Source organism: Rahnella sp. AN3-3W3 (genome assembly GCF_003263545.1).
Classification (GTDB): domain Bacteria; phylum Pseudomonadota; class Gammaproteobacteria; order Enterobacterales; family Enterobacteriaceae; genus Rahnella; species Rahnella variigena.
The window spans coordinates 1-19,229 of record NZ_JYDG01000013.1 but is presented as its reverse complement, the minus strand read 5'-3'; the positions used below and the strand labels follow the sequence as shown (position 1 = coordinate 19,229).

Genomic DNA, 19,229 nt, shown 5'->3' with positions numbered 1-19,229 from the left:
CTATGTTACGGAAATCACTCATCGCGCTGACCTTGCTGACCAGCTTTCCGCTGTACGCCGCGTCCAGCCCTGCGGTTGAAGCCAAAAACGGCATGGTTGTCACTTCGCAATATCTGGCCTCTCAGGTCGGGGTCGATATTCTAAAAATGGGCGGAAACGCCATTGATGCCGCCGTGGCCGTTGGCTACGCGCAGGCCGTCGTCAACCCATGTTGTGGCAATATCGGCGGCGGAGGCTTCATGACGGTGCATCTTGCTGATGGCAAGGACACTTTCATTAACTTCCGCGAAACCGCACCTGCCGCCGCCAGCGCCAATATGTATCTGGACGCCGACGGCAATGTGAAAAAAGGCGCCAGCCTGTACGGATATCTCGCGGCAGGTGTACCGGGCACAGTACTGGGCCTGGATACGGTGCAGAAGGAATACGGCAAACTGACGCGCCAGCAGGTGATGGCACCGGCGATTGAACTTGCCCGTCAGGGCTTTGTGCTGACCCGCGCCGATACCGATATTCTTGATACCAAGGTTGACCGCTTCAAAGAAGATCCTGAGGCAGCGCGCATTTTCCTGCGTAAAGACGGCAGCGCACTACAGCCGGGCGATAAACTGGTTCAAACCGATTTAGCCAATACGCTGGAATCCATTTCAAAACACGGGCCGGATGCTTTCTATAAAGGCAAAATCCCGGCAGCAGTGGAAGCGGCCTCGAAAAAAGGCGGCGGTATCCTGACAGCGGCAGATTTCGCGAACTATAAAGTCACTGAGGACGCGCCGATCACCTGCAGCTATCGGGGCTATAAATTCGTGTCCGCACCGCCGCCAAGCTCCGGCGGCGTGACGATGTGTGAAATTCTCAACATCGTTGAGGGCTACGACATCAAGAGCATGGGCTTCAACTCAGCGGCGTCGATTCATGTCCTCACCGAAGCCATGCGCCATGCTTACATGGACCGCAATACCTATCTTGGCGATCCGGAATTTGTGAAAAACCCGATTGACCGCCTGATCAGCAAAAGCTACGCCGAAGAAATTCGTAAGAAAATAGAAGCAGATAAAGCCACGCCTTCCACAGCCGTTCAGCCGGGGATGGAACCGCACGAGAAACCGGAAACCACCCATTACTCTATCGTCGATAAAATGGGTAACGCCGTCTCTACCACTTACACCATCAATGGCTTGTTTGGCTCTGTGGTCATCGCGCCAGGAACCGGTTTCTTCCTTAATGATGAAATGGATGACTTCACCACCAAAGTCGGTGAGAAAAACCTCTTCGGCCTGGTGCAGGGCGTTAAAAATGCTATCGCCCCCGGTAAGCGCCCACTATCGTCTATGAGTCCGAGTTTAGTGACCAAAGACGGCAAAACCTTCATGGTTCTCGGCTCGCCGGGAGGTTCGCGCATCATCACCATCACTCTGCAAACGGCGCTGAATGTTATCGACCACGGTATGCCACCGCAGGAAGCGGTGAATGCGCCACGTATTCATCATCAGTGGTTGCCGGATGAAGTCTATTACGAGCAGCGCGGCGTTTCACAGGACAGCCTGAACATCTTGCAGAAGATGGGTTACAAAATGGTGGAACAAACGCCGTGGGGTGCCGCAGAGCTGATTATGGTGGGATTACCGGGTGCCGCTGGCGTAACATCCGCGACCTCAGGTAATGATTCGGCAGTTTCAGGCAAGGTGCGCGAAGGTTATCTGTACGGCGCGAATGATGTGCGACGCCCCGCAGGTGCGGCCATCGGCTATTAACCGGCATCCTTCACGCTATTTCTGCGTCGGCTGCCTTCATTCACCCCGGTCACTTACCTGTGTAAGCTCCCGGGGATGTACTCAGTTACCGCGTTGATATAGCCCGAATGATTTGGTTAATAAAATTTATAAACAGTAAAAAGCCCCCGGGATCATCAGATCCCGGGGGCTTTTCTTTACCGGAAGGTAAGTGCTTGCTTACGCTTTGTTGTTCAGCGCCATCGCTTGTTTTTTGCGGTCATTGCGCAGTTTAAAGGCATAACCGACCAGCAGCGCCACAACCCAAATCATCCCGACATACAGCGAAATACGGGTATCCGGGAAGTAACCAATCAGGCCAATGATGAACACCAGGAAAATGATACCGAACACGGAGGTGTAAACACCGCCACGCAGCGGGAACTCAAGTTCTTTAACCTGCTGTTTGCTCAGCTTGCGACGGAAACCAATCTGGGAGAACAGGATCATAATCCACACCCAGACAGTTGCGAACGTCGCCAGAGACGCGATCACCAGGAACACGTTTGACGGCATGATGTAGTTCAGGTAAACCGCCACCAGCAGCGCCGCCATCATCACCAGGACAGTGACCCACGGCGTCCCCAGACGCGAAACCTTGCTGAACATTTTCGGTGCCTGTCCCTGCTCTGCCATACCGTGCAGCATGCGGCCCACGCCGAACACGTCACTGTTAATGGCAGAAAGCGACGCGGTGATCACCACGAAATTGAGAATAGCCGCTGCCGCCGTAATGCCCATATGCTGGAAGGTCAGAACGAACGGACTGCCCTGCGTACCCACCTGATTCCATGGGAAAATGGACATAATCACAAACAGCGTACCCACGTAAAACACCAGAATACGCAGCGGAACAGAGTTGATGGCTTTCGGAATGGATTGCTTTGGATTCTCAGCTTCACCGGCTGTGATGCCGATGATCTCAATGCCGCCGTAAGCAAACATCACCAGCTGGAGCGACAGAATCGTCCCCATGATACCCTGGCTGAAGAAGCCGCCGTTGCTCCACAGATTGTGGATACCGGTCGCCTGTCCGCCGTTACCAATGCCCCAGAAAATAATGCCAAAGCCTGCCACGATCATGATGATGATGGTCAGTACTTTGAAGAAGGAGAACCAGAACTCCAGCTCGCCGAAGACTTTCACGCTGACCAGATTGATCGCGCCGATAATCAGCACCACGCTGAGCACCCAGGTCCATTGCGGCACATCCGGGAACCAGACGCCCATATAAATGCCGAATGCCGTCACATCAGCGATAGCAACGATCAGGATTTCGAAACAATACGTCCAGCCGGTGATGTAACCCGCCATCGGCCCGAGGTAGTCCTGCGCATAGCGGGAGAATGAACCGTTCTGCGGGTTGTGAACGGACATCTCACCGAGAGCTCGCATGATGATAAACGCGATGATCCCACCGACCAGATACGCCAGCAATACACTCGGCCCCGCCATTTTGATGGCATCTGCCGAGCCATAAAACAGTCCGGTTCCGATGGCTGATCCCAGTGCCATAAAGCGAATATGGCGCGTTGTCAGGCCACGTTTTAACTTCGTGCCCGGCGCTTCGTTCTGCGCTGTTGGTTGTTCAGCTTCTTGCTGCATGTGCATTAACCCGTGTTGTTTTTTTAACTATCAAAAATCGTATTCTAAAAAATGACTTTTAGCCTGCCAATGAAAAAGCCACGGAAGGGTTCTCCGTGGCCTGATTGGCTAAATATTCTTCAGACGATCATTCTTTCAGGTCTTCGAACATTCACCCGATAATCATTGGTGCGCGGTGACGCTGCGCGGGCCGCTGATTTTGTCATAAATCCCGACCAGTACCAGCATTAATAATGACGGTGGTAACCAGGCAAGACCTTGCGCAGCCAGTGGCAGGTTCGCGGTCCAGGCTGGCATCAGATCAGCAAAAGCAGAAGCCTTAATACCGTCAACAATGCCGAACACCAGGCTCACTACCATGACCGGCGCCACAATACGTGTGGTGCTGTTCCACCAGCGCAGGGTAAAGCTCAGCACAACCAGCGCGATACATGGCGGATAAATAGCCGTCAGTACCGGCACAGAAATCTGGATCAGATGGCTCAACCCGAGGTTGGACACCAGCATGGAGAACAGACCCAGAATGAATACCAGCGTTTTGTAAGACAGCGGCAGATATTGGGCAAAAAATTCCGCACAGGCGCAGGTCAGGCCAACCGCTGTCACCATACAGGCGATGAAAATCAGCGCACCTAAGAAGAAGCTGCCAACACTACCAAAAGTATGAGCGACGTAAGCATGCAGGATAACCGCACCGTTGGTCGCATCCGGCACCAGCGAGGCGCTGTTTTCGCCGAGTTTGAACAGGCTCAGATAAACCAGCATCAGTCCCAGACCAGCGATCAGACCGGCAAGAACGGTATAACGGGTCAGCAATTTCGCATCAGATACACCACGGGAACGCGCGGCATTAACAATAACGATACCGAACACCAGCGCACCCAGCGTATCCATGGTCAGATAGCCATTTACAAAGCCACTGGAGAAAGGAACGGTCTGGTAAGCACCGACAGCAGGCATTGGCTGACCGGCAGGCCACAGCAGTGCAGCGATACCCAGCGCAGCCAGAGCCACCATTTTCAGCGGTGCCAGGAAATGTCCGACAGTATCAAGCAAACGGCCCGGATACAGGGAAATACCGATAACCAGGCTGAAATAAATCACGCTGTAAATCAGCAGTGGCAGCGGGCCATCACCGGTCATCGGCGCGATACCCACTTCAAACGAAACCGTTGCGGTACGCGGCGTGGCAAACAGCGGCCCTACCGCCAGATAACAGACGGTGGCCAGAAGAATACCGGCACCACGACCAATTGGCGTACTCAGGGCATCCACACCGCCGCCAACGCGCGCAAGTGCAATTACCGTCATCACCGGGAGTCCGACCGCGGTGATCATAAATCCGGCGGCAGCCCACCAGACGTCATGACCTGCCTGCAGGCCAACCATTGGCGGGAAAATAATATTCCCGGCCCCGACGAATAAGGCGAAGGTCATGAAACCCAGCGCCATAATATCTTTATTTGTTAAACGAGTACTCATGATTGGTGTCGTGTTGCCTGTTCAAATGAATAAAGTGTCCGTTGCCGTCGCCGTGCCACGTCGTCAGAAGGATGAATGGCATAAAAGAGCCAGAGAGCACCCGATGAGGAACGAAGTAAGCTAAAAACGCCTGATGATATGCAGATAATTACGTTGTTATGCAGGGAGTATCGAGCGACAGCGGACGCTAAGGTAAACGTTTATAGCGTATAAAGGCAAGCCGAGATCCAAAAAGCAGAGTGTTTGACCAGATTAACAATAGAAGACAGGTATATTCACTAAATACAACGAAAAACACGCCATATGATATGTATGATTTTTGAACTAACGAAGCACAAGATATGCTCCGGTAAGACGAAAAATGCGTGAAATCACCACTCTCAGGTTATTTCACGCACAGTTTACAGCATTTTTACAAGGTCAAAATTCGACCACGCCCTGGCATTACCAGACGCGGGCGGCGATATCGACGACCAGCTTCAGCTTTTCCCACTGCTGCGCTTCGGTCAGGCTGTTGCCCTCTTCCGTTGAAGCGAAACCACATTGCGGGCTGAGGCAAATCTGGTTGATATCCAGATATTCTGCTGCTTCGGCCAGACGTGCCTCCACCGTTTTCGCCAGTTCAAGCTCACCGGATTTGGTCGTGATCAGACCCAAAACCGCCTGCTGATGGCCTTTTTTGATAAAACGCAGCGGCTCAAAGCCTCCGGAACGCTCATTGTCATATTCCAGGAAGAAGGCATCGATGTTCACGCCACCAAACAGAATCTCTGCCACCGGCTCATAGCCGCCTTCTGAAATCCAGGTGGAACGGAAGTTGCCCCGACAGACATGCAGACCAATCACCAGATCATCCGGTTTACCGGCAATCGCTTTGTTCAGCACATCGGCGTAAGTGCGCGCTAACTCTTCCGGAGAGTCGCCACGTTCGCGGATTTGTTTCTTCTGATCTTCAGAACACAGGTATGCCCAGACGGTGTCATCAAGTTGCAGATAACGACAACCGGCATCATAAAACGCCTTAATCGCGTCACGGTAAACCTGTGCCAGATCGTTAAAGTAGTCTTTCAGATCCGGATACACTTCTTTACTGATCGCATTACGGCCACCGCGGAAATGCATCACGCTCGGGCTTGGAATGGTCATTTTCGGCACTGCACTTCCGCTGATGCTTTTCAGGAAACGGAAATCTTCCAGCATCGGGTGTGAGCCGAAACCGAGTTTGCTGACGACTTTGATGCTGCGTGCTTTAGTCTGTACGCCGTTGAACTGGATCCCCTGCACCGCATCGTAACCTTCAACGCCTTCCAGACCTTCGAAGAAATCAAAGTGCCACCATGCGCGGCGGAATTCCCCGTCAGTGACCACTTGCAGACCGGCTTCACGCTGCAAATCCACCACTCGGCGGATTTCGGTATCTTCTACGGCACGCAGTTGCGCGGCATCAATGTCACCGGCCTGAAATTGCTTACGGGCTTCTTTAATAGCGGCCGGGCGCAGGAAACTGCCAACGACGTCAGCGCGGAATGGAGGTGTTGTACGTTGCATGAAGAACTCCTTATGACATCCCGCCATTGGCGAAATGCGAATGATTCATTAAGTAAATAATTACCTTACGTTATATTTAGACATCTGGATGTCTAAACGTCTTTAACAGGATACTGTCATGCAGATGCTTCACGGGCAACAGAGGAATCTTCATGGGACGTGAATAAAATTCATGTTCACTTCGCGATGTTTCATGATGCTGAACAATATTTGCAGCCTTGCGATCTGTAGTAATAAATACTATAGTTTATTTTACCAGGGACGATGGCATGAACGGTTTACGTATTTTTGTTACAGAGGATTTTCACGACTTCATGACCGATAACAAACTGTCGGAAAAGGATATCCTCAAGTCTGCACATGAACTGGCAAACGGACTTTTTGATGCGGATTTGTCTGGCAACATTTACAAGAAAAGAATTGCACCGACAGGAAGGTCGAAATCAGGGTTTGGCCGTGCCATCGTCGCTTTCCGTTTTGAAGATAAGATTTTTTATATCGATGGCTGGCTGAAACACAGTGTCCGCAAGAACGGGCCTGAAATTCCCGACAAACTTTTGTCTTTGTATAAGGCAATTGCTAAAGATTTGCTCAATTTCACAGAGCAGCAACTCGAAATAGAGCTTCGAACTGGATTAATTAAAGAGGTGATTTCTAATGGTTGATGAACGTTTGCTAAAACTGCAGCGGATGGCTCAACGCTTCCATGATTCATCTGGCGTGGTTTCACAAACCACGATGCGCGAAATTAACAACATTGTGGATGAAGCCGTACAGGAGGAAAGGCTGAGAGCCTTTGCAGAAAGCTCTGCCGAACGTATACGCGCGCTGCGGGAAAAAGAAAAAATCAGCCAGGGCGTGCTGGCCAGACTCATCAATATGTCGGCTAACAGCATTCAAAAATGGGAGCGGGATGAAACCAAACCCACCGGTGCTGCTCTGATCTTACTGATGCTGATCGAAGAAAAAGGTTTACAAATCATCTGCTAAAAGAAGCCACAGCGTGGGCTGTGGCTTCTTTTTATCCCTTCACATCGCTTTGGCTGGCCTGTTCCTGAGGAACAATCAGTTTCGGTGCCAGTGTAAATATAAAGCGGGTACCGACGCCGACTTCACTCATCACTTCAAGTTTTGCGTTGTGATGACTCAGGGCGTGTTTGACGATGGCCAGCCCCAGACCGCTGCCGCCCGTCTGGCGCGAACGCGCTTTATCGACACGGTAGAAACGTTCAGTCAGGCGCGGCAGGTGTTGCGGCGCAATACCCGGCCCGTTATCACTGATCTGGAACTGCGCGCCATGCGGCGTTTGTTGCCAGCTGACTTCTATCCGCGTCCCCGCCGGGGTGTGGTTGACGGCGTTGTACACCAGATTCGACACCGCGCTGCGTAACTGATCTTCATTGCCAAAGACCTTCAGTTTCTCGTTTACACGGAACACCACTTCGTGACGGCCACTGCTTAAGGATTGCACTTCGCGCTCCAGCATGCCGAGCATTACCGGAATATCGACTTTCTCGTGCATATCGATATTTGCTGACGCTTCGATTTTCGACAATGTCAGCAGCTGCTTGACCAGCCCGTCCATGCGCCGCGTCTGCTCCTGCATGGTGTCCAGCGCTTTGGTACGAAACGGCTCTTCCAGTTTGGCGTCTTCCATCATTTCCAGATATCCCTGCAATACAGTCAGCGGGGTTCTCAGTTCATGACTGACGTTAGCGAAGAAGTTACGACGTGCACCTTCGAGCTGACGCATCTGCGTAACATCACGCGCCACCATCAGCAATTGCCCTTCGGAATAAGGCATAACGCGAAACTCGACGTAATGCTCGTTATTGAGTTGCAGATTCAGGGCACGGCTGAAATCACGGGTCTGGATCCAGGTACGAAACTCGGGATAACGCAGCAGGTTAAAGATGTGTTGTCCGTTATCTTCCGGCCAGCGGAAACCGAGCAAATCTTGCGCCAGCCCGTTACACCAGAAAATATTGCCCTCTTCCGTCGTCAGTACCACCGCATCGGGTAATGATTCGGCACCACTGCGGAAACGTTTAATGAGCTGACCTAATTCGCGACGGCGACGGCGGTTACGCATCTGCATCTGGTTTAGCCCGTAAAACAAAGGCTCCCAGCTCCAGCGGCCATTCGGCGGGGTTATGCTGCGGTCAAGCCACAGCCAGTGAGAGAGTTTGAGCTGGTTGTAATAATTCCAGCCCAGCGCCGCCAGCAGCGACGCAAAGAGGAGCCAGCCGAAATGGCCGACGAAGATACCGAGGATTAACGCGGGCAGGCAAAAGAGAAAGAATTCACCGGCCAATCGTTTCCATGACAAACGTTCTAGCACACAGATTCTCCGCTGTGGGGACTCAATAACGCGTTGAAAAACGGTATCCGGTTCCACGAACAGTCTGGATCATTCTGTCATGTCCACTGGTTTCCAGCGCTTTACGTAAACGACGAATATGCACGTCTACCGTGCGATCTTCCACATAAACGTTAGTGCCCCAGACGTTATTGAGCAACTGTTCGCGGCTGTAAACACGTTCGGAGTGGGTCATAAAGAAGTGCAATAATTTAAATTCGGTCGGCCCCATATCGAGCGCCTGCTCGTTGGCCATCACACGGTGAGACGACGGATCCAGGCTTAAACCCTGCATGTCGATCACTTCTTCCACCGCCATTGGCGAGATGCGTCGCATCACGGCTTTAATGCGGGCAACCAATTCTTTTGGAGAAAACGGTTTGGTGATGTAATCATCGGCACCGACTTCCAGGCCGCGTACCCTGTCTTCTTCTTCACCGCGGGCGGTCAGCATCATCACCGGAATTTCGCGGGTCAGCGCTTCACGTTTGAGATGTTTGATAAACTGAATACCGGAACCGCCGGGTAACATCCAGTCGAGCAGGATAAGTTCAGGGTAAGGTTCTACCAGCTGGCCAACGGCTGAATCAAAATCTTCAGCTTCTACTGCCTGATAGCCATTCTGTTCCAGTACAAAACACACCATTTCACGGATTGGAGCTTCGTCTTCAACCACCAGTATACGTCTTGCCATCGTAGGTCCTGCCAATAGGTTAGCGATCTTTTATTTGATTGCGGGCGCCATTATGCGTCAGTTTTGTGACAGATTTATGAATAGAAAGGATGGTTCATTACAGTCAAATATGACAGAGACATTTCTTCTATTCAGCTGCCATCTCGCTGAAATTGGTCTGATTTATCGGGGACAGCGTCCCCCGCCGACGTTTATACTTTGCCCCATTGTCGTCATCCAGATCCATACGGGAGTCTCATGCGCCTGATCCACACGTCAGACTGGCACCTCGGCCAGTACTTTTTCACCAAAAGCCGCGCCGCCGAACATCAGGCATTTTTGCGCTGGCTGACTGGTCAGGTGCAGCAACATCAGGTAGATGTCGTGATTGTGGCAGGCGATATATTTGATACCGGTTCCCCGCCCAGCTATGCCCGCGAGCTTTACAACCGCTTCGTCGTCGAGTTGCAACAAACCGGCTGTCAGCTGATTGTACTGGCGGGGAATCACGATTCTGTCGCCACGCTCAATGAATCGCGAGAACTGCTTTCCTGCCTGAATACGCGGGTGATTGCGACCGTCGGCGAAAACCTCTCTGAACAGATTTTAGTGCTCAACCAGCGTGACGGGACACCGGGCGCGGTACTTTGCGCTATTCCGTTTTTACGTCCGCGGGATTTGCTCGCCAGTCAGGCGGGACAATCCGGCAGCGACAAACAGCTGGCATTGCAGGAAGCCATCGCCGCGCATTATGACGCGTTGTGGCAGGCCGCGCAGACCAAACGCGACGAACTCGGCGTTTCGCTACCGATCATTGCTACCGGCCATCTGACCACGGTTGGCGTCAGCACCTCCGATTCCGTGCGCGACATCTATATAGGCACACTCGATGCCTTCCCCGCGCAGGCGTTTCCGCCGGTCGATTACGTGGCACTTGGTCATATCCACCGCGCACAGTGCGTCGCCAAAACCGAACATATCCGTTACAGCGGTTCGCCGATTGCGCTGAGTTTTGATGAACTGAGTAAAGCCAAAAGTGTGTACTTACTGGACTTTGAGGGCGCGACGCTCAACGCCATCGACACGCTGGAGATTCCCGTTTTCCAGCCCATGCAGATAATCAAAGGCTCGCTGGCAGAAATCGAAAAACAACTGGCGCAGTTCGAAGGCGGCGATCCGGCCAAACCGGTGTGGCTGGATATTGAAGTCGCCACGCAGGATTATCTCAGTGATATTCAGCGCCGCATTCAGGCGCTGACGGCAGATTTGCCAGTAGAAGTGGTGCTTTTACGCCGCAGTAAAGAACAGCGTATCAACCGCATTGAGCAACAGGAAAAAGAGACACTCAGCGAACTGAGCGTCAGTGACGTCTTTGAAAGACGGCTGGCACTGGAACCGGATCCTGACGAACCACGTCAGGCGCGGATGCGCACGCTGTTTGCGCAGGTTGTTGAACAGGTCACCAGCGGTCAGAATGCGGAGGACAGCGCACAATGAAAATTCTCAGTTTGCGTTTAAAAAACCTGAACTCGCTGGAAGGCGAATGGAAAATTGATTTCACCGCTGAGCCTTTTGCCAGCAACGGATTGTTCGCCATCACCGGCCCGACCGGCGCGGGGAAAACCACCCTGCTCGATGCCATCTGTCTGGCGCTGTATCATCAGACGCCACGTCTGAACATCACGCCAAGCCAGAACGAGCTGATGACGCGCCACACCGCCGAATCGCTGGCCGAAGTGGAGTTTGAAGTCAAAGGCGTCGGTTATCGCGCGTTCTGGAGTCAGCGCCGCGCCAAAAACTCGCCGGACGGCAATCTGCAGGCACCGAAAGTAGAGCTGGCATTGCTGGCCGACGGCAAAATTCTGGCCGATAAAGTGCGCGATAAACTCGATGCCATCGCCACACTGACCGGGCTGGATTTCGGTCGCTTCACCAAATCCATGATGCTGTCTCAGGGGCAATTTGCCGCATTCCTGAATGCCGATGCCAATGACCGCGCCGAACTGCTGGAGGAACTGACCGGCACCGAAATTTACGGGCTGCTGTCTGAGCGAGTATTTGAGCAACATAAAGAAGCGCGGATAACGCTTGATGGTCTGCACCAGCGCATGGCCGGGATCGAACTGCTCAGCGAAGAACAGCGCCAGACGCTTGAAGCACAACTTGCTGAACTGAACGCGCAGGAAATCACGCTCAGTCAGCAGGCGCAACAGCGCCAGCAGGATCTGAACTGGCTGCAACAGTGGCAGCAGGTGCAGCAAAAACAGCAGCAATCTCAGCAAGAACTGACCGCCGCCGAGCAGGAAAATCTGGCCGCCGCGCCGCAGTTACAGCAACTGGCGCGCAGCGAACCGGCAGAAAAACTGCGTCCGTTGCTCAACGATCGCCAGCGTTGTCAGGATGAATCGCAACGTCTTCAGCAGCAACTGGCGCACCTGACGCAGCAGCAGGAACAGCAAATCGCGCAAATGACGCCGCTGAATCTGGCGGTGGAGCAGGCACAAACGTCACGTCAGAAACAGGCGGAAGAACAGCGTCAGACCCAAACGCTGATCGAAGAAAAAATCCTGCCGCTGGATGGCGAAATCACCCGTTTGCGTAAATCACTGACTGAAACACAGCAGTCTGTCACTGATGTGCAGAAACTTGTCAGTGAGCATAACGCGACGCTGGTGCAAATGACCGCCGAACGACAGAAGCTGGACGAAGAAAGCCGCCAGCATACGACCCGCCAGACCGCGCTGACCGGCGCACTTAACACTGCGCAACAGCGTCTGACTGAGCAGGAAAAACAGCACCCGCTGGCAGCATTGCAGAAACGACAATCCGAACTCACGCAGCTGCGTCCGGTGCGGCAACAGCTGTTTTCACTCGCTCAAATTTTCCCGCAGCTTAATCAGCGCGTGCAGCAACAGCAAAAAGATTTCCTACAGTATCAGACGCAACTGGCTGAAGAAGAACAGCGTCTGGCCACCATCCGCCTGCAATGTCAGAAACAGCTGGAGCATCTCAACGACGTTAAAGCACTGCATAAACAGGAAATGCTGATCGTCAGCCTCGAAGCCGAACGTGCGAATCTGCAAAGCGGCAAAGCCTGCCCGCTGTGCGGTTCCACATCGCATCCGGCGATTGAACATTATCAGGAGGTCAAACCTTCTGAAACGGCGCAGCGCGTCGAGAAAATGCAACTGGAGTTCGATGCGGTAAAAGCCAGCGGTATCGAACTGGCAACAAAAATTAAAAGTCTGAAAGAACAGCAAACGCGGCTGCAAATCCAGCTGGAGCAAGACCAGCAGCAACTGAATGCGCATACCGCAAACTGGCAACAGCTCAGCGCACCGCTGAACCTGACGTTTACGCTACATGACACCGCCGACATCACTCAATGGCTGACCGCCCGTGATGAAGAAGAACAACAATCGCAGGCGCTGATTAGCCAGCACGAACAGCTGGCCCGGGCGCTGCAACAGGCGAAAGATGCCCTGAATGACGCACTGAACGCGCAGCAGAAAGTGCAGCAGCAAAGCGCATTGCTGACCGAACGCGTTACCCGGCTGGAAGAGACGCAGGCGAAATCTCAGCAAGACGTCGAACGGCTGCAAAAGTTGTTTGCAGAAGGCGAAAAAAACCTTTCAGAACTGACTGCTCAACGCCTTGAACTGTTCGGCAACCGCCAGGTGGCGCAGGTTCGCGAGCACTTACATCAGCAACAACAGGCGGCAGAAAAAGCGGTCAGTGACGCGCAAACCGCATTGCAAAAAGCGCAGGAACAGCGCGATCAGCTGGCCGGGCAACTGGCGGGCACTCAACAGCAACAGTTGCAGGCCACAGAACAACTGACGCAGGCGGAGCAGGCGTGGCAACAGGCGCTGAGTGCCAGCGGATTTGCCGATGAAGCCGCGGTGAAACTGGCGCTGCTGGATGACGCACTTCGTCAGCAGCTTCAGCAACGCAAAGAAAATCTGCAACAACAACTGGCGCAGGCGCAGGCATTACTGGCGGATGCCGGTCAGCAGCTCGAAAAACATCGTCTTGCCCGCCCGGCTCATCTGAGTGAAACAGAAAGCGATCTTGACGTTCTGACAGCGCAGCAGGCAGAACTGACGCAACAGCTGAAAGCTTTACAGCAACGTCTGGGCGAAGTGAAAAACCAGCTGGAAAGTGACACATTACGCCACAGCGGACAACAGGCGCTGATAGCTCAGATTGCCCAGGCGCAGCTGACCTGCGATGACTGGGGTTATCTGAATCAGATGATTGGCTCCAGCGACGGCGCAAAATTCCGTAAATTCGCGCAGGGACTGACGCTCGACCATCTGGTGTATCTGGCGAACCTTCAGCTCGAAAAACTGCACGGGCGATATTTGTTGCAGCGCAAAACCAGCGATGCGCTGGAATTACAGGTGGTCGATACCTGGCAGGCGGACGCCGTGCGCGATACCCGCACCTTATCCGGCGGTGAAAGCTTCCTGGTCAGTCTGGCACTGGCGCTGGCGCTGTCTGATCTGGTCAGTGATAAAACCCGCATCGACTCGCTGTTTCTCGACGAAGGTTTTGGCACACTCGACGCCGATACGCTGGATACCGCGCTGGACGCTCTCGACAGCCTGAATGCCTCGGGCAAAACCATTGGCGTGATCAGCCATGTGGAAGCGATGAAAGACCGTATTCCGGTGCAAATCAAAGTGACTAAGGTGAACGGTCTGGGCGTCAGCCGCCTGAGCAGTGAATTTAAAGTCTGACAGATTATCCTGCGGAGCAACTGGCGGGTATATTGCTAGCCATCTGCTCCGCAATGGATCCTGATTGTGAGCAACTGCGCAAAATTCGCACCAGCGCAGTGCGCTCATTGTTTCCAACCCGCTGAATTCCCGCTTATTCCCTCCTGCTGACAAACTGGCACGCACTGTGCTTAACGTTATGTATACAAGTTGCAGTACAAGTTGCAGCGCCTGCATAACCGTTAAGGGAACCGCCCATGAATAACATCAAACCTGAAGTCGATAAAAAACGCCGCCAGCTGATGAAATGGCTCGCCATCACCGGCGGCGTCTCCACGCTTGGCGGTATGATCCCGACCTCGGTCTTTGCGGCTGATGACGATGAAATCCGCATTGGTTACTGGCCGATTGTCGGCGGTTTACCGTTATATGTGGCGCTGGAACAGGGCTTTTTTAAAGAAGCCGGACTGAATGTAAAAGGCGTTAAATTCGCCAGCGCACAGCAAATTGTCGAGGGGATGATTACCGGCAGGATCCACGGGTGCGCTAACGGCACGGCCACAGGCGCGCTGGGTCTGGGGGCTATCACCTCACCGGATTTGTTCAAAATCATCTGCTCGAATCCGTCCAATCATCAGCTGGTTCTGGATGAATTTCTGGTGCCGCTGAACAGCACTGCGAAAGCGATCAGCGATCTGAAAGGTAAGAAGATCGCCTGCGGGCCGGGGATCCAGAACGTGACGATGGCGAAGATCATTCTGGAGAAAAATGGTTTCACTAATCCTTCAGTGATCGAACTGCCGGTCGGGCAGCACGCACCTGCGCTGGCCGCCGGACAAATTGACGGCGTGTATACACTTGAACCCACCGGCACCGTCGGGCGCATGAAAAACCTTTCCCGCACGCTGGAAACCGGCGTCATTTCTAAATACGTGCTCGGCAATGCAGACGCGCCCTGGTTCGGCGGCGCCGCGGCGCTGAACTCCAGTTTTATCGCCAGCAAACCGGAAGAAACCAAAAAGTTTATTGCCGCTTATCAGAAAGCGGTGGAATTCATTGCGGCGCATCCTGACAAGGCTCGCGAAAACGTCGCCGGTTACACCAGCATAGAACCGGCGCTGGTGAAAGAGGTGCCGCTGCCGGGCTTTGTGATGTATCCCGATTTAAAAGGCGACAACCTGCAATGGTTCCAGAAATTTTATGACGTCTTTACGGAAAGAAAAATCTTCAGCAAACCGGTGGATGTCGCTTCGCTGATTTATAAAGGATAAGGAGAAACAGGATGACTTCACGCTGGTCTTCAAGGTTACTGCCGCTGGTCGGCCCTGTGCTGCTGTTTTTATTCTGGCAACTGGCCGTCAGCGCAAAATGGCTGAACCCGGTGCTTCTGCCCTCGCCCGTCGAGACGATTGGCTACATGTTCCAGTCATTTTTCGATGCTTCCATGCGCACCGACATCGGCGCAACCCTTTACCGCACGCTGGTATCCTTTGCTTTTGCCGCAGTGATAGGCGTGCCGCTCGGCGTCATTTTAGGCAGCAATGAAAAGATCTATCGCAGCCTGGAATTTCTGATCGACTTCTTCCGCTCCACGCCGTCATCAGCGCTGATCCCGCTGTTTATGCTGATTTTCGGCATTACCGATGCTAATAAAATTGCCATCGCCGCCTTTGCCGCGGTGCTGGTTATCCTCTTTAACAGCGCGTACGGCGTGATGAATGCCAAGAAAACCCGGCTGATGGCGGCCAAAGTGATGGGAATTTCCCGCTGGCATATTTTTAAAGACATTCTGCTGATGGAAAGCCTGGCGCAAACCTTCGTTGGCCTGCGCACCGGTGTGTCAATTGCGCTGGTGATCGTGATCGTCGCTGAAATGTTCATCGGATCGGAAACCGGCCTCGGCCACCGGATCATCGATGCCCAGCAGGTGTTTAACATCAAAGACATGTACGCCTCGATCCTGATCACCGGCGCGCTGGGTTATCTGCTGAATCTGGCTTTTTTGCTGCTCGAGAAAAAAACCGTCCACTGGAGTAGCAAAGCATGACGCAACCTCTCTCGCTGAACCCCGATTACAAAGGCCCGCAGTTGCCGCAGTACGCCACGCGCCCGGATACCCATGTGACGATCCGCGGACTGAGCAAGGCGTTTGCCGGACAGCCGCTGTATACCGATCTCAATCTCGACTTACCGCGTGGAAAGATCGTGTCGATCTTCGGCCCGAACGGCTGCGGTAAATCGACGTTAATGAACATGATCGCCGGGCTGATCCCGGTGGATAAAGGCGACATTCTGTTCGACGGCAAAACGCTGGCGCAGACCACCATCGGTTATGTGTTTCAGAACTACCGCGACGCGCTGTTTCCGTGGATGAGTGCCCGCGCCAACATCGCCTACCCGCTGATCCGCCACGGCATGAGCAAAGCGGATGTGAATGCGCGGGTCGAAGAACTGACGCAGATGTTTGATATCCGCTTCGACCTGAAACGCTATCCGTATGAGCTTTCCGGCGGCCAGCAGCAAACCGTGTGCATCATGCGGGCGCTGGCGACGCGTCCGGAAGTGATGTTCCTCGACGAGCCTTTCTCGGCGCTGGATTTCGAGATGACGCTGTTTATCCGCGATAAATTGCAGGAAGTGCAGCTGGCGACTGGCGTCACCATGCTGATTGTGTCGCATGATCTCGAGGATGCAGTGTTTCTGGCGGATGAGATTTTACTGCTGACACGGCGACCGACGCAGATTGCAGAAATTGTGCCGTTTGACCTGCCGCGTCCGCGTGGTTCTGAAATCATGAGCCACCCGGAATTTATCCGCGTGAAGGCGCACACGCTGGACGTGTTTAAACGGGAGATGGCGCTTTAACTGCTGGATTATGAATGAAATCAGGGACGCAAACTCTGCCCCCTGAAAATTGATGAAGAACTTACAACGCAAAACGCGATTGCGGCCACAGCCAGGCAGCGCCGCGCACTCCGCTCGAATCACCGTGAACCGCTTTGAGCATTGGCGTTTCACATTCCCCGCCAAATACCCATTGTTTAACCAGCAGCGGAACGGTCTGATACAAACGATCCACATTACTCATGCCGCCACCGAAGACAATCACGTCCGGATCGAGAATATTCACTACGTTTGCCAGCGCCTTAGCCAGACGACGCTCATAACGACCCAGCGCCAGTTCCGCCGTTTCATCGCCCCGCTCAACCAGCGCAATAATCTCTGCGCCGTTTAAACGCTGACCGGAATGACGGAAGTAGTCTTCTGCAAAACCGGTGCCGGAGACAAATGTTTCGACGCAGCCTGATTTTCCGCAGTAGCACGGGACTTCGCGGGCAAACTGGATTTCTTCCTCATCCTGCCACGGCAGCGGATTGTGGCCCCACTCGCCTGCGTTGCCGTTGCCGCCCGCGTGCGCCACGCCGTTAAGCGCAATGCCGGAACCGCAGCCGGTGCCGATAATCACGGCGAATACAGTGTGGCGGCCTGCACCTGCCCCGTCGGTGGCTTCGGAAACCGCCAGGCAATTGGCGTCGTTTGCAATATGCACTTCGCGTTTGAGCAACAGCGCCAGATCCTCATCCAGTTGCTGACCGTTCAGCCAGACCGAATTAGCATTCTTCACTTTGCCAGTAAACGGCGATAACGTGCCGGGGATCCCCAGCCCTACACTGCCGCGCTGTCCGGTGCCTTTCTCGGCGTCCAGCACCAGCCCTTCAATCGCCTTGAGTGTGCGCTCGTAGTCATTTCTCGGCGTATCGACCCGTTTGCGAAACAGCTCTTTGCCTTCATCCGATAACGCTATAACTTCTATTTTTGTGCCGCCTAAATCAATGCCAATTCGCACGTTTTATTCTCCTTTTTATGTCCTGCAGCGTCAGTTTTTCTGATTCTGTTCAGTTTAGAAGCCAGTGGCCTCTGTCACCAGAATAAGCTGTTATGCAATGTTACAGGCCACGGCGATTTCTTAACGACGACCGGCGCTCAATTGGTTATCATGCCGCCCTGCATTCATTTATTCAGCGTACCACGAGTGCGCCGGGACAGGGATAACGCCATGTTATGGTTTAAGAATTTGTTGGTTTACCGTTTGAGCCGTGAAGTTTCGTTATCTGCTGACGAAATGGAAAAACAGCTCAGTGCTTTCACCTTTACCCCGTGCGGCAGCCAGGATATGGCGAAAACCGGCTGGGTTTCACCGATGGGTTCTCACGGTGGCGACGCGCTGACTCACGTCAACGGCGGGCAGATCCTGATCTGCGCACGCAAAGAAGAAAAAATTCTGCCTTCTCCGGTTATCAAACAGGAGTTACAGGCCAAAATTGATCAGCTCGAAGGCGAACAGCACCGCAAGCTGAAAAAGACCGAAAAAGATTCCCTGAAAGATGAAGTGCTGCACAGCCTGATGCCGCGTGCATTCAGCCGCTTCAGCCAGACGTTCATGTGGATTGATACCGTTAACGGCCTGATCATGGTCGATGCCGCCAGCGCCAAGAAAGCCGAAGATATGCTGGCGCTGCTGCGTAAAAGCCTCGGTTCGCTGCCGGTGGTGCCGCTGACCATGGAAAGCCCGATCGAGCTGACGCTGACCGAATGGGTACGTTCAGGCGAAACGCCTGCCGGTTTCACCTTACAGGACGAAGCCGAGCTGAAAGCAATTCTGGAAGAAGGCGGCGTGATCCGCTGTAAAAAACAGGCGCTGGTCAGTGACGAAATCGCCACGCATATCGAAAATGGCAAACTGGTCACCAAGCTGGCCGTTGACTGGCAGGAACGTATTGCCGTGGTACTGGCCGACGACGGCAGCATTAAACGCCTGAAATTCAGCGACGTTATTCGTGATCAAAATGAAGACATCGACCGCGAAGATTTCGCCGGACGTTTCGATGCTGATTTCGTGCTGATGACGGGTGAACTGGCGGCGCTTATCCAGAACCTGATCGAAGCATTGGGCGGCGAAGCACAACGCTAACACCGGATGCAGAACGTAAAAAAGGCGCTCATGAGCGCCTTTTTGTTTGTACTGTGTCTGTATATTATTTGGTCAGGTATTTACACAAGTACGAAGA

The 19,229-nt window shown here is 53.4% G+C and carries 15 protein-coding genes; 9 read left to right on the top strand and 6 right to left on the bottom strand.

Annotated elements, in window-relative coordinates; all coding sequences use genetic code 11:
- Window positions 1–2: 2 nt before the first annotated feature.
- Window positions 3–1,754, top strand: coding sequence for a gamma-glutamyltransferase (ggt, locus tag UC15_RS05370; RefSeq protein WP_112287486.1), 1,752 nt, complete (start codon window positions 3–5; stop codon window positions 1,752–1,754).
- Between the two features lie 198 nt (window positions 1,755–1,952).
- On the opposite strand, the gene proY is transcribed toward ggt, so the two are convergent.
- The 3 genes from proY to UC15_RS05355 all read right to left on the bottom strand — a co-directional run bounded on the left by proY (window position 1,953) and on the right by UC15_RS05355 (window position 6,407).
- Window positions 1,953–3,383 carry a proline-specific permease ProY gene (proY, locus tag UC15_RS05365; protein ID WP_112287485.1) on the bottom strand — a complete coding sequence of 477 codons (1,431 nt, stop codon included), beginning with the start codon at window positions 3,381–3,383 and terminating at the stop codon, window positions 1,953–1,955.
- Window positions 3,384–3,539: 156 nt separating this feature from the next.
- Complete coding sequence (gene brnQ / locus UC15_RS05360; RefSeq protein ID WP_112287484.1) at window positions 3,540–4,859, bottom strand: branched-chain amino acid transport system II carrier protein; 1,320 nt, start codon at window positions 4,857–4,859, stop codon at window positions 3,540–3,542.
- Window positions 4,860–5,303: 444 nt separating this feature from the next.
- The gene (locus tag UC15_RS05355) at window positions 5,304–6,407 is read right to left on the bottom strand and encodes a cobalamin-independent methionine synthase II family protein (protein ID WP_112287483.1); all 1,104 of its coding nucleotides are present in this window, start codon (window positions 6,405–6,407) and stop codon (window positions 5,304–5,306) included.
- A 269-nt stretch (window positions 6,408–6,676) separates the two neighbouring features.
- Here UC15_RS05355 and UC15_RS05350 point away from each other — a divergent pair, with 269 nt between their 5' ends.
- The gene (locus UC15_RS05350; protein WP_112287482.1) at window positions 6,677–7,072 is read left to right on the top strand and encodes a type II toxin-antitoxin system RelE/ParE family toxin; all 396 of its coding nucleotides are present in this window, start codon (window positions 6,677–6,679) and stop codon (window positions 7,070–7,072) included.
- A complete protein-coding gene (locus tag UC15_RS05345; protein WP_112287481.1) occupies window positions 7,065–7,397 on the top strand; it encodes a DNA-binding transcriptional regulator in 333 nt (110 codons plus the stop codon). The genes UC15_RS05350 and UC15_RS05345 overlap by 8 nt, the downstream gene beginning before the upstream one ends.
- Before the next feature lie 31 nt (window positions 7,398–7,428).
- Here UC15_RS05345 and phoR read toward each other — a convergent pair whose 3' ends face one another.
- Both phoR and phoB read right to left on the bottom strand, forming a co-directional pair.
- A complete protein-coding gene (gene phoR, locus UC15_RS05340) occupies window positions 7,429–8,748 on the bottom strand; it encodes a phosphate regulon sensor histidine kinase PhoR (protein ID WP_112287480.1) in 1,320 nt (439 codons plus the stop codon).
- Window positions 8,749–8,770: 22 nt separating this feature from the next.
- The gene (gene phoB / locus UC15_RS05335; RefSeq protein WP_112287479.1) at window positions 8,771–9,460 is read right to left on the bottom strand and encodes a phosphate response regulator transcription factor PhoB; all 690 of its coding nucleotides are present in this window, start codon (window positions 9,458–9,460) and stop codon (window positions 8,771–8,773) included.
- Window positions 9,461–9,697: 237 nt separating this feature from the next.
- Here phoB and sbcD point away from each other — a divergent pair, with 237 nt between their 5' ends.
- The 5 genes from sbcD to UC15_RS05310 all read left to right on the top strand — a co-directional run bounded on the left by sbcD (window position 9,698) and on the right by UC15_RS05310 (window position 17,025).
- A complete protein-coding gene (gene sbcD, locus UC15_RS05330; protein WP_112287478.1) occupies window positions 9,698–10,936 on the top strand; it encodes an exonuclease subunit SbcD in 1,239 nt (412 codons plus the stop codon).
- Entirely contained in the window at window positions 10,933–14,181 is a 3,249-nt protein-coding gene (sbcC, locus tag UC15_RS05325) for an exonuclease subunit SbcC (RefSeq protein ID WP_112287477.1), read from the top strand. Before sbcD ends, sbcC begins: the two co-directional genes overlap by 4 nt.
- A gap of 236 nt (window positions 14,182–14,417) precedes the next feature.
- Window positions 14,418–15,431: an ABC transporter substrate-binding protein gene (locus UC15_RS05320; RefSeq protein WP_112287476.1), complete on the top strand. Its 1,014-nt coding sequence runs from the start codon at window positions 14,418–14,420 to the stop codon at window positions 15,429–15,431.
- Window positions 15,432–15,442: 11 nt separating this feature from the next.
- The gene (locus UC15_RS05315) at window positions 15,443–16,207 is read left to right on the top strand and encodes an ABC transporter permease (RefSeq protein WP_112287475.1); all 765 of its coding nucleotides are present in this window, start codon (window positions 15,443–15,445) and stop codon (window positions 16,205–16,207) included.
- Window positions 16,204–17,025: an ABC transporter ATP-binding protein gene (locus tag UC15_RS05310; protein WP_232829820.1), complete on the top strand. Its 822-nt coding sequence runs from the start codon at window positions 16,204–16,206 to the stop codon at window positions 17,023–17,025. Before UC15_RS05315 ends, UC15_RS05310 begins: the two co-directional genes overlap by 4 nt.
- 61 nt (window positions 17,026–17,086) lie before the next feature.
- Here UC15_RS05310 and mak read toward each other — a convergent pair whose 3' ends face one another.
- Window positions 17,087–18,007: a fructokinase gene (gene mak / locus UC15_RS05305; RefSeq protein ID WP_112287474.1), complete on the bottom strand. Its 921-nt coding sequence runs from the start codon at window positions 18,005–18,007 to the stop codon at window positions 17,087–17,089.
- A 210-nt stretch (window positions 18,008–18,217) separates the two neighbouring features.
- Here mak and rdgC point away from each other — a divergent pair, with 210 nt between their 5' ends.
- Window positions 18,218–19,132 carry a recombination-associated protein RdgC gene (gene rdgC / locus UC15_RS05300; RefSeq protein ID WP_112287473.1) on the top strand — a complete coding sequence of 305 codons (915 nt, stop codon included), beginning with the start codon at window positions 18,218–18,220 and terminating at the stop codon, window positions 19,130–19,132.
- The last annotated feature ends 97 nt before the right edge of the window (window positions 19,133–19,229 follow it).

Bases quoted from the DNA above. Each gene is read 5' to 3' on its own strand.
- UC15_RS05315 (WP_112287475.1), top strand. From the start codon at position 15,443: ATGACTTCACGCTGGTCTTCAAGGTTACTGCCGCTGGTCGGCCCTGTG.
- brnQ (WP_112287484.1), bottom strand. From the start codon at position 4,859: ATGAGTACTCGTTTAACAAATAAAGATATTATGGCGCTGGGTTTCATG.
- UC15_RS05355 (WP_112287483.1), bottom strand. From the start codon at position 6,407: ATGCAACGTACAACACCTCCATTCCGCGCTGACGTCGTTGGCAGTTTC.
- proY (WP_112287485.1), bottom strand. From the start codon at position 3,383: ATGCACATGCAGCAAGAAGCTGAACAACCAACAGCGCAGAACGAAGCG.
- UC15_RS05320 (WP_112287476.1), top strand. From the start codon at position 14,418: ATGAATAACATCAAACCTGAAGTCGATAAAAAACGCCGCCAGCTGATG.
- ggt (WP_112287486.1), top strand. From the start codon at position 3: ATGTTACGGAAATCACTCATCGCGCTGACCTTGCTGACCAGCTTTCCG.
- rdgC (WP_112287473.1), top strand. From the start codon at position 18,218: ATGTTATGGTTTAAGAATTTGTTGGTTTACCGTTTGAGCCGTGAAGTT.
- sbcD (WP_112287478.1), top strand. From the start codon at position 9,698: ATGCGCCTGATCCACACGTCAGACTGGCACCTCGGCCAGTACTTTTTC.
- UC15_RS05310 (WP_232829820.1), top strand. From the start codon at position 16,204: ATGACGCAACCTCTCTCGCTGAACCCCGATTACAAAGGCCCGCAGTTG.
- phoB (WP_112287479.1), bottom strand. From the start codon at position 9,460: ATGGCAAGACGTATACTGGTGGTTGAAGACGAAGCTCCAATCCGTGAA.
- UC15_RS05345 (WP_112287481.1), top strand. From the start codon at position 7,065: ATGGTTGATGAACGTTTGCTAAAACTGCAGCGGATGGCTCAACGCTTC.
- sbcC (WP_112287477.1), top strand. From the start codon at position 10,933: ATGAAAATTCTCAGTTTGCGTTTAAAAAACCTGAACTCGCTGGAAGGC.
- UC15_RS05350 (WP_112287482.1), top strand. From the start codon at position 6,677: ATGAACGGTTTACGTATTTTTGTTACAGAGGATTTTCACGACTTCATG.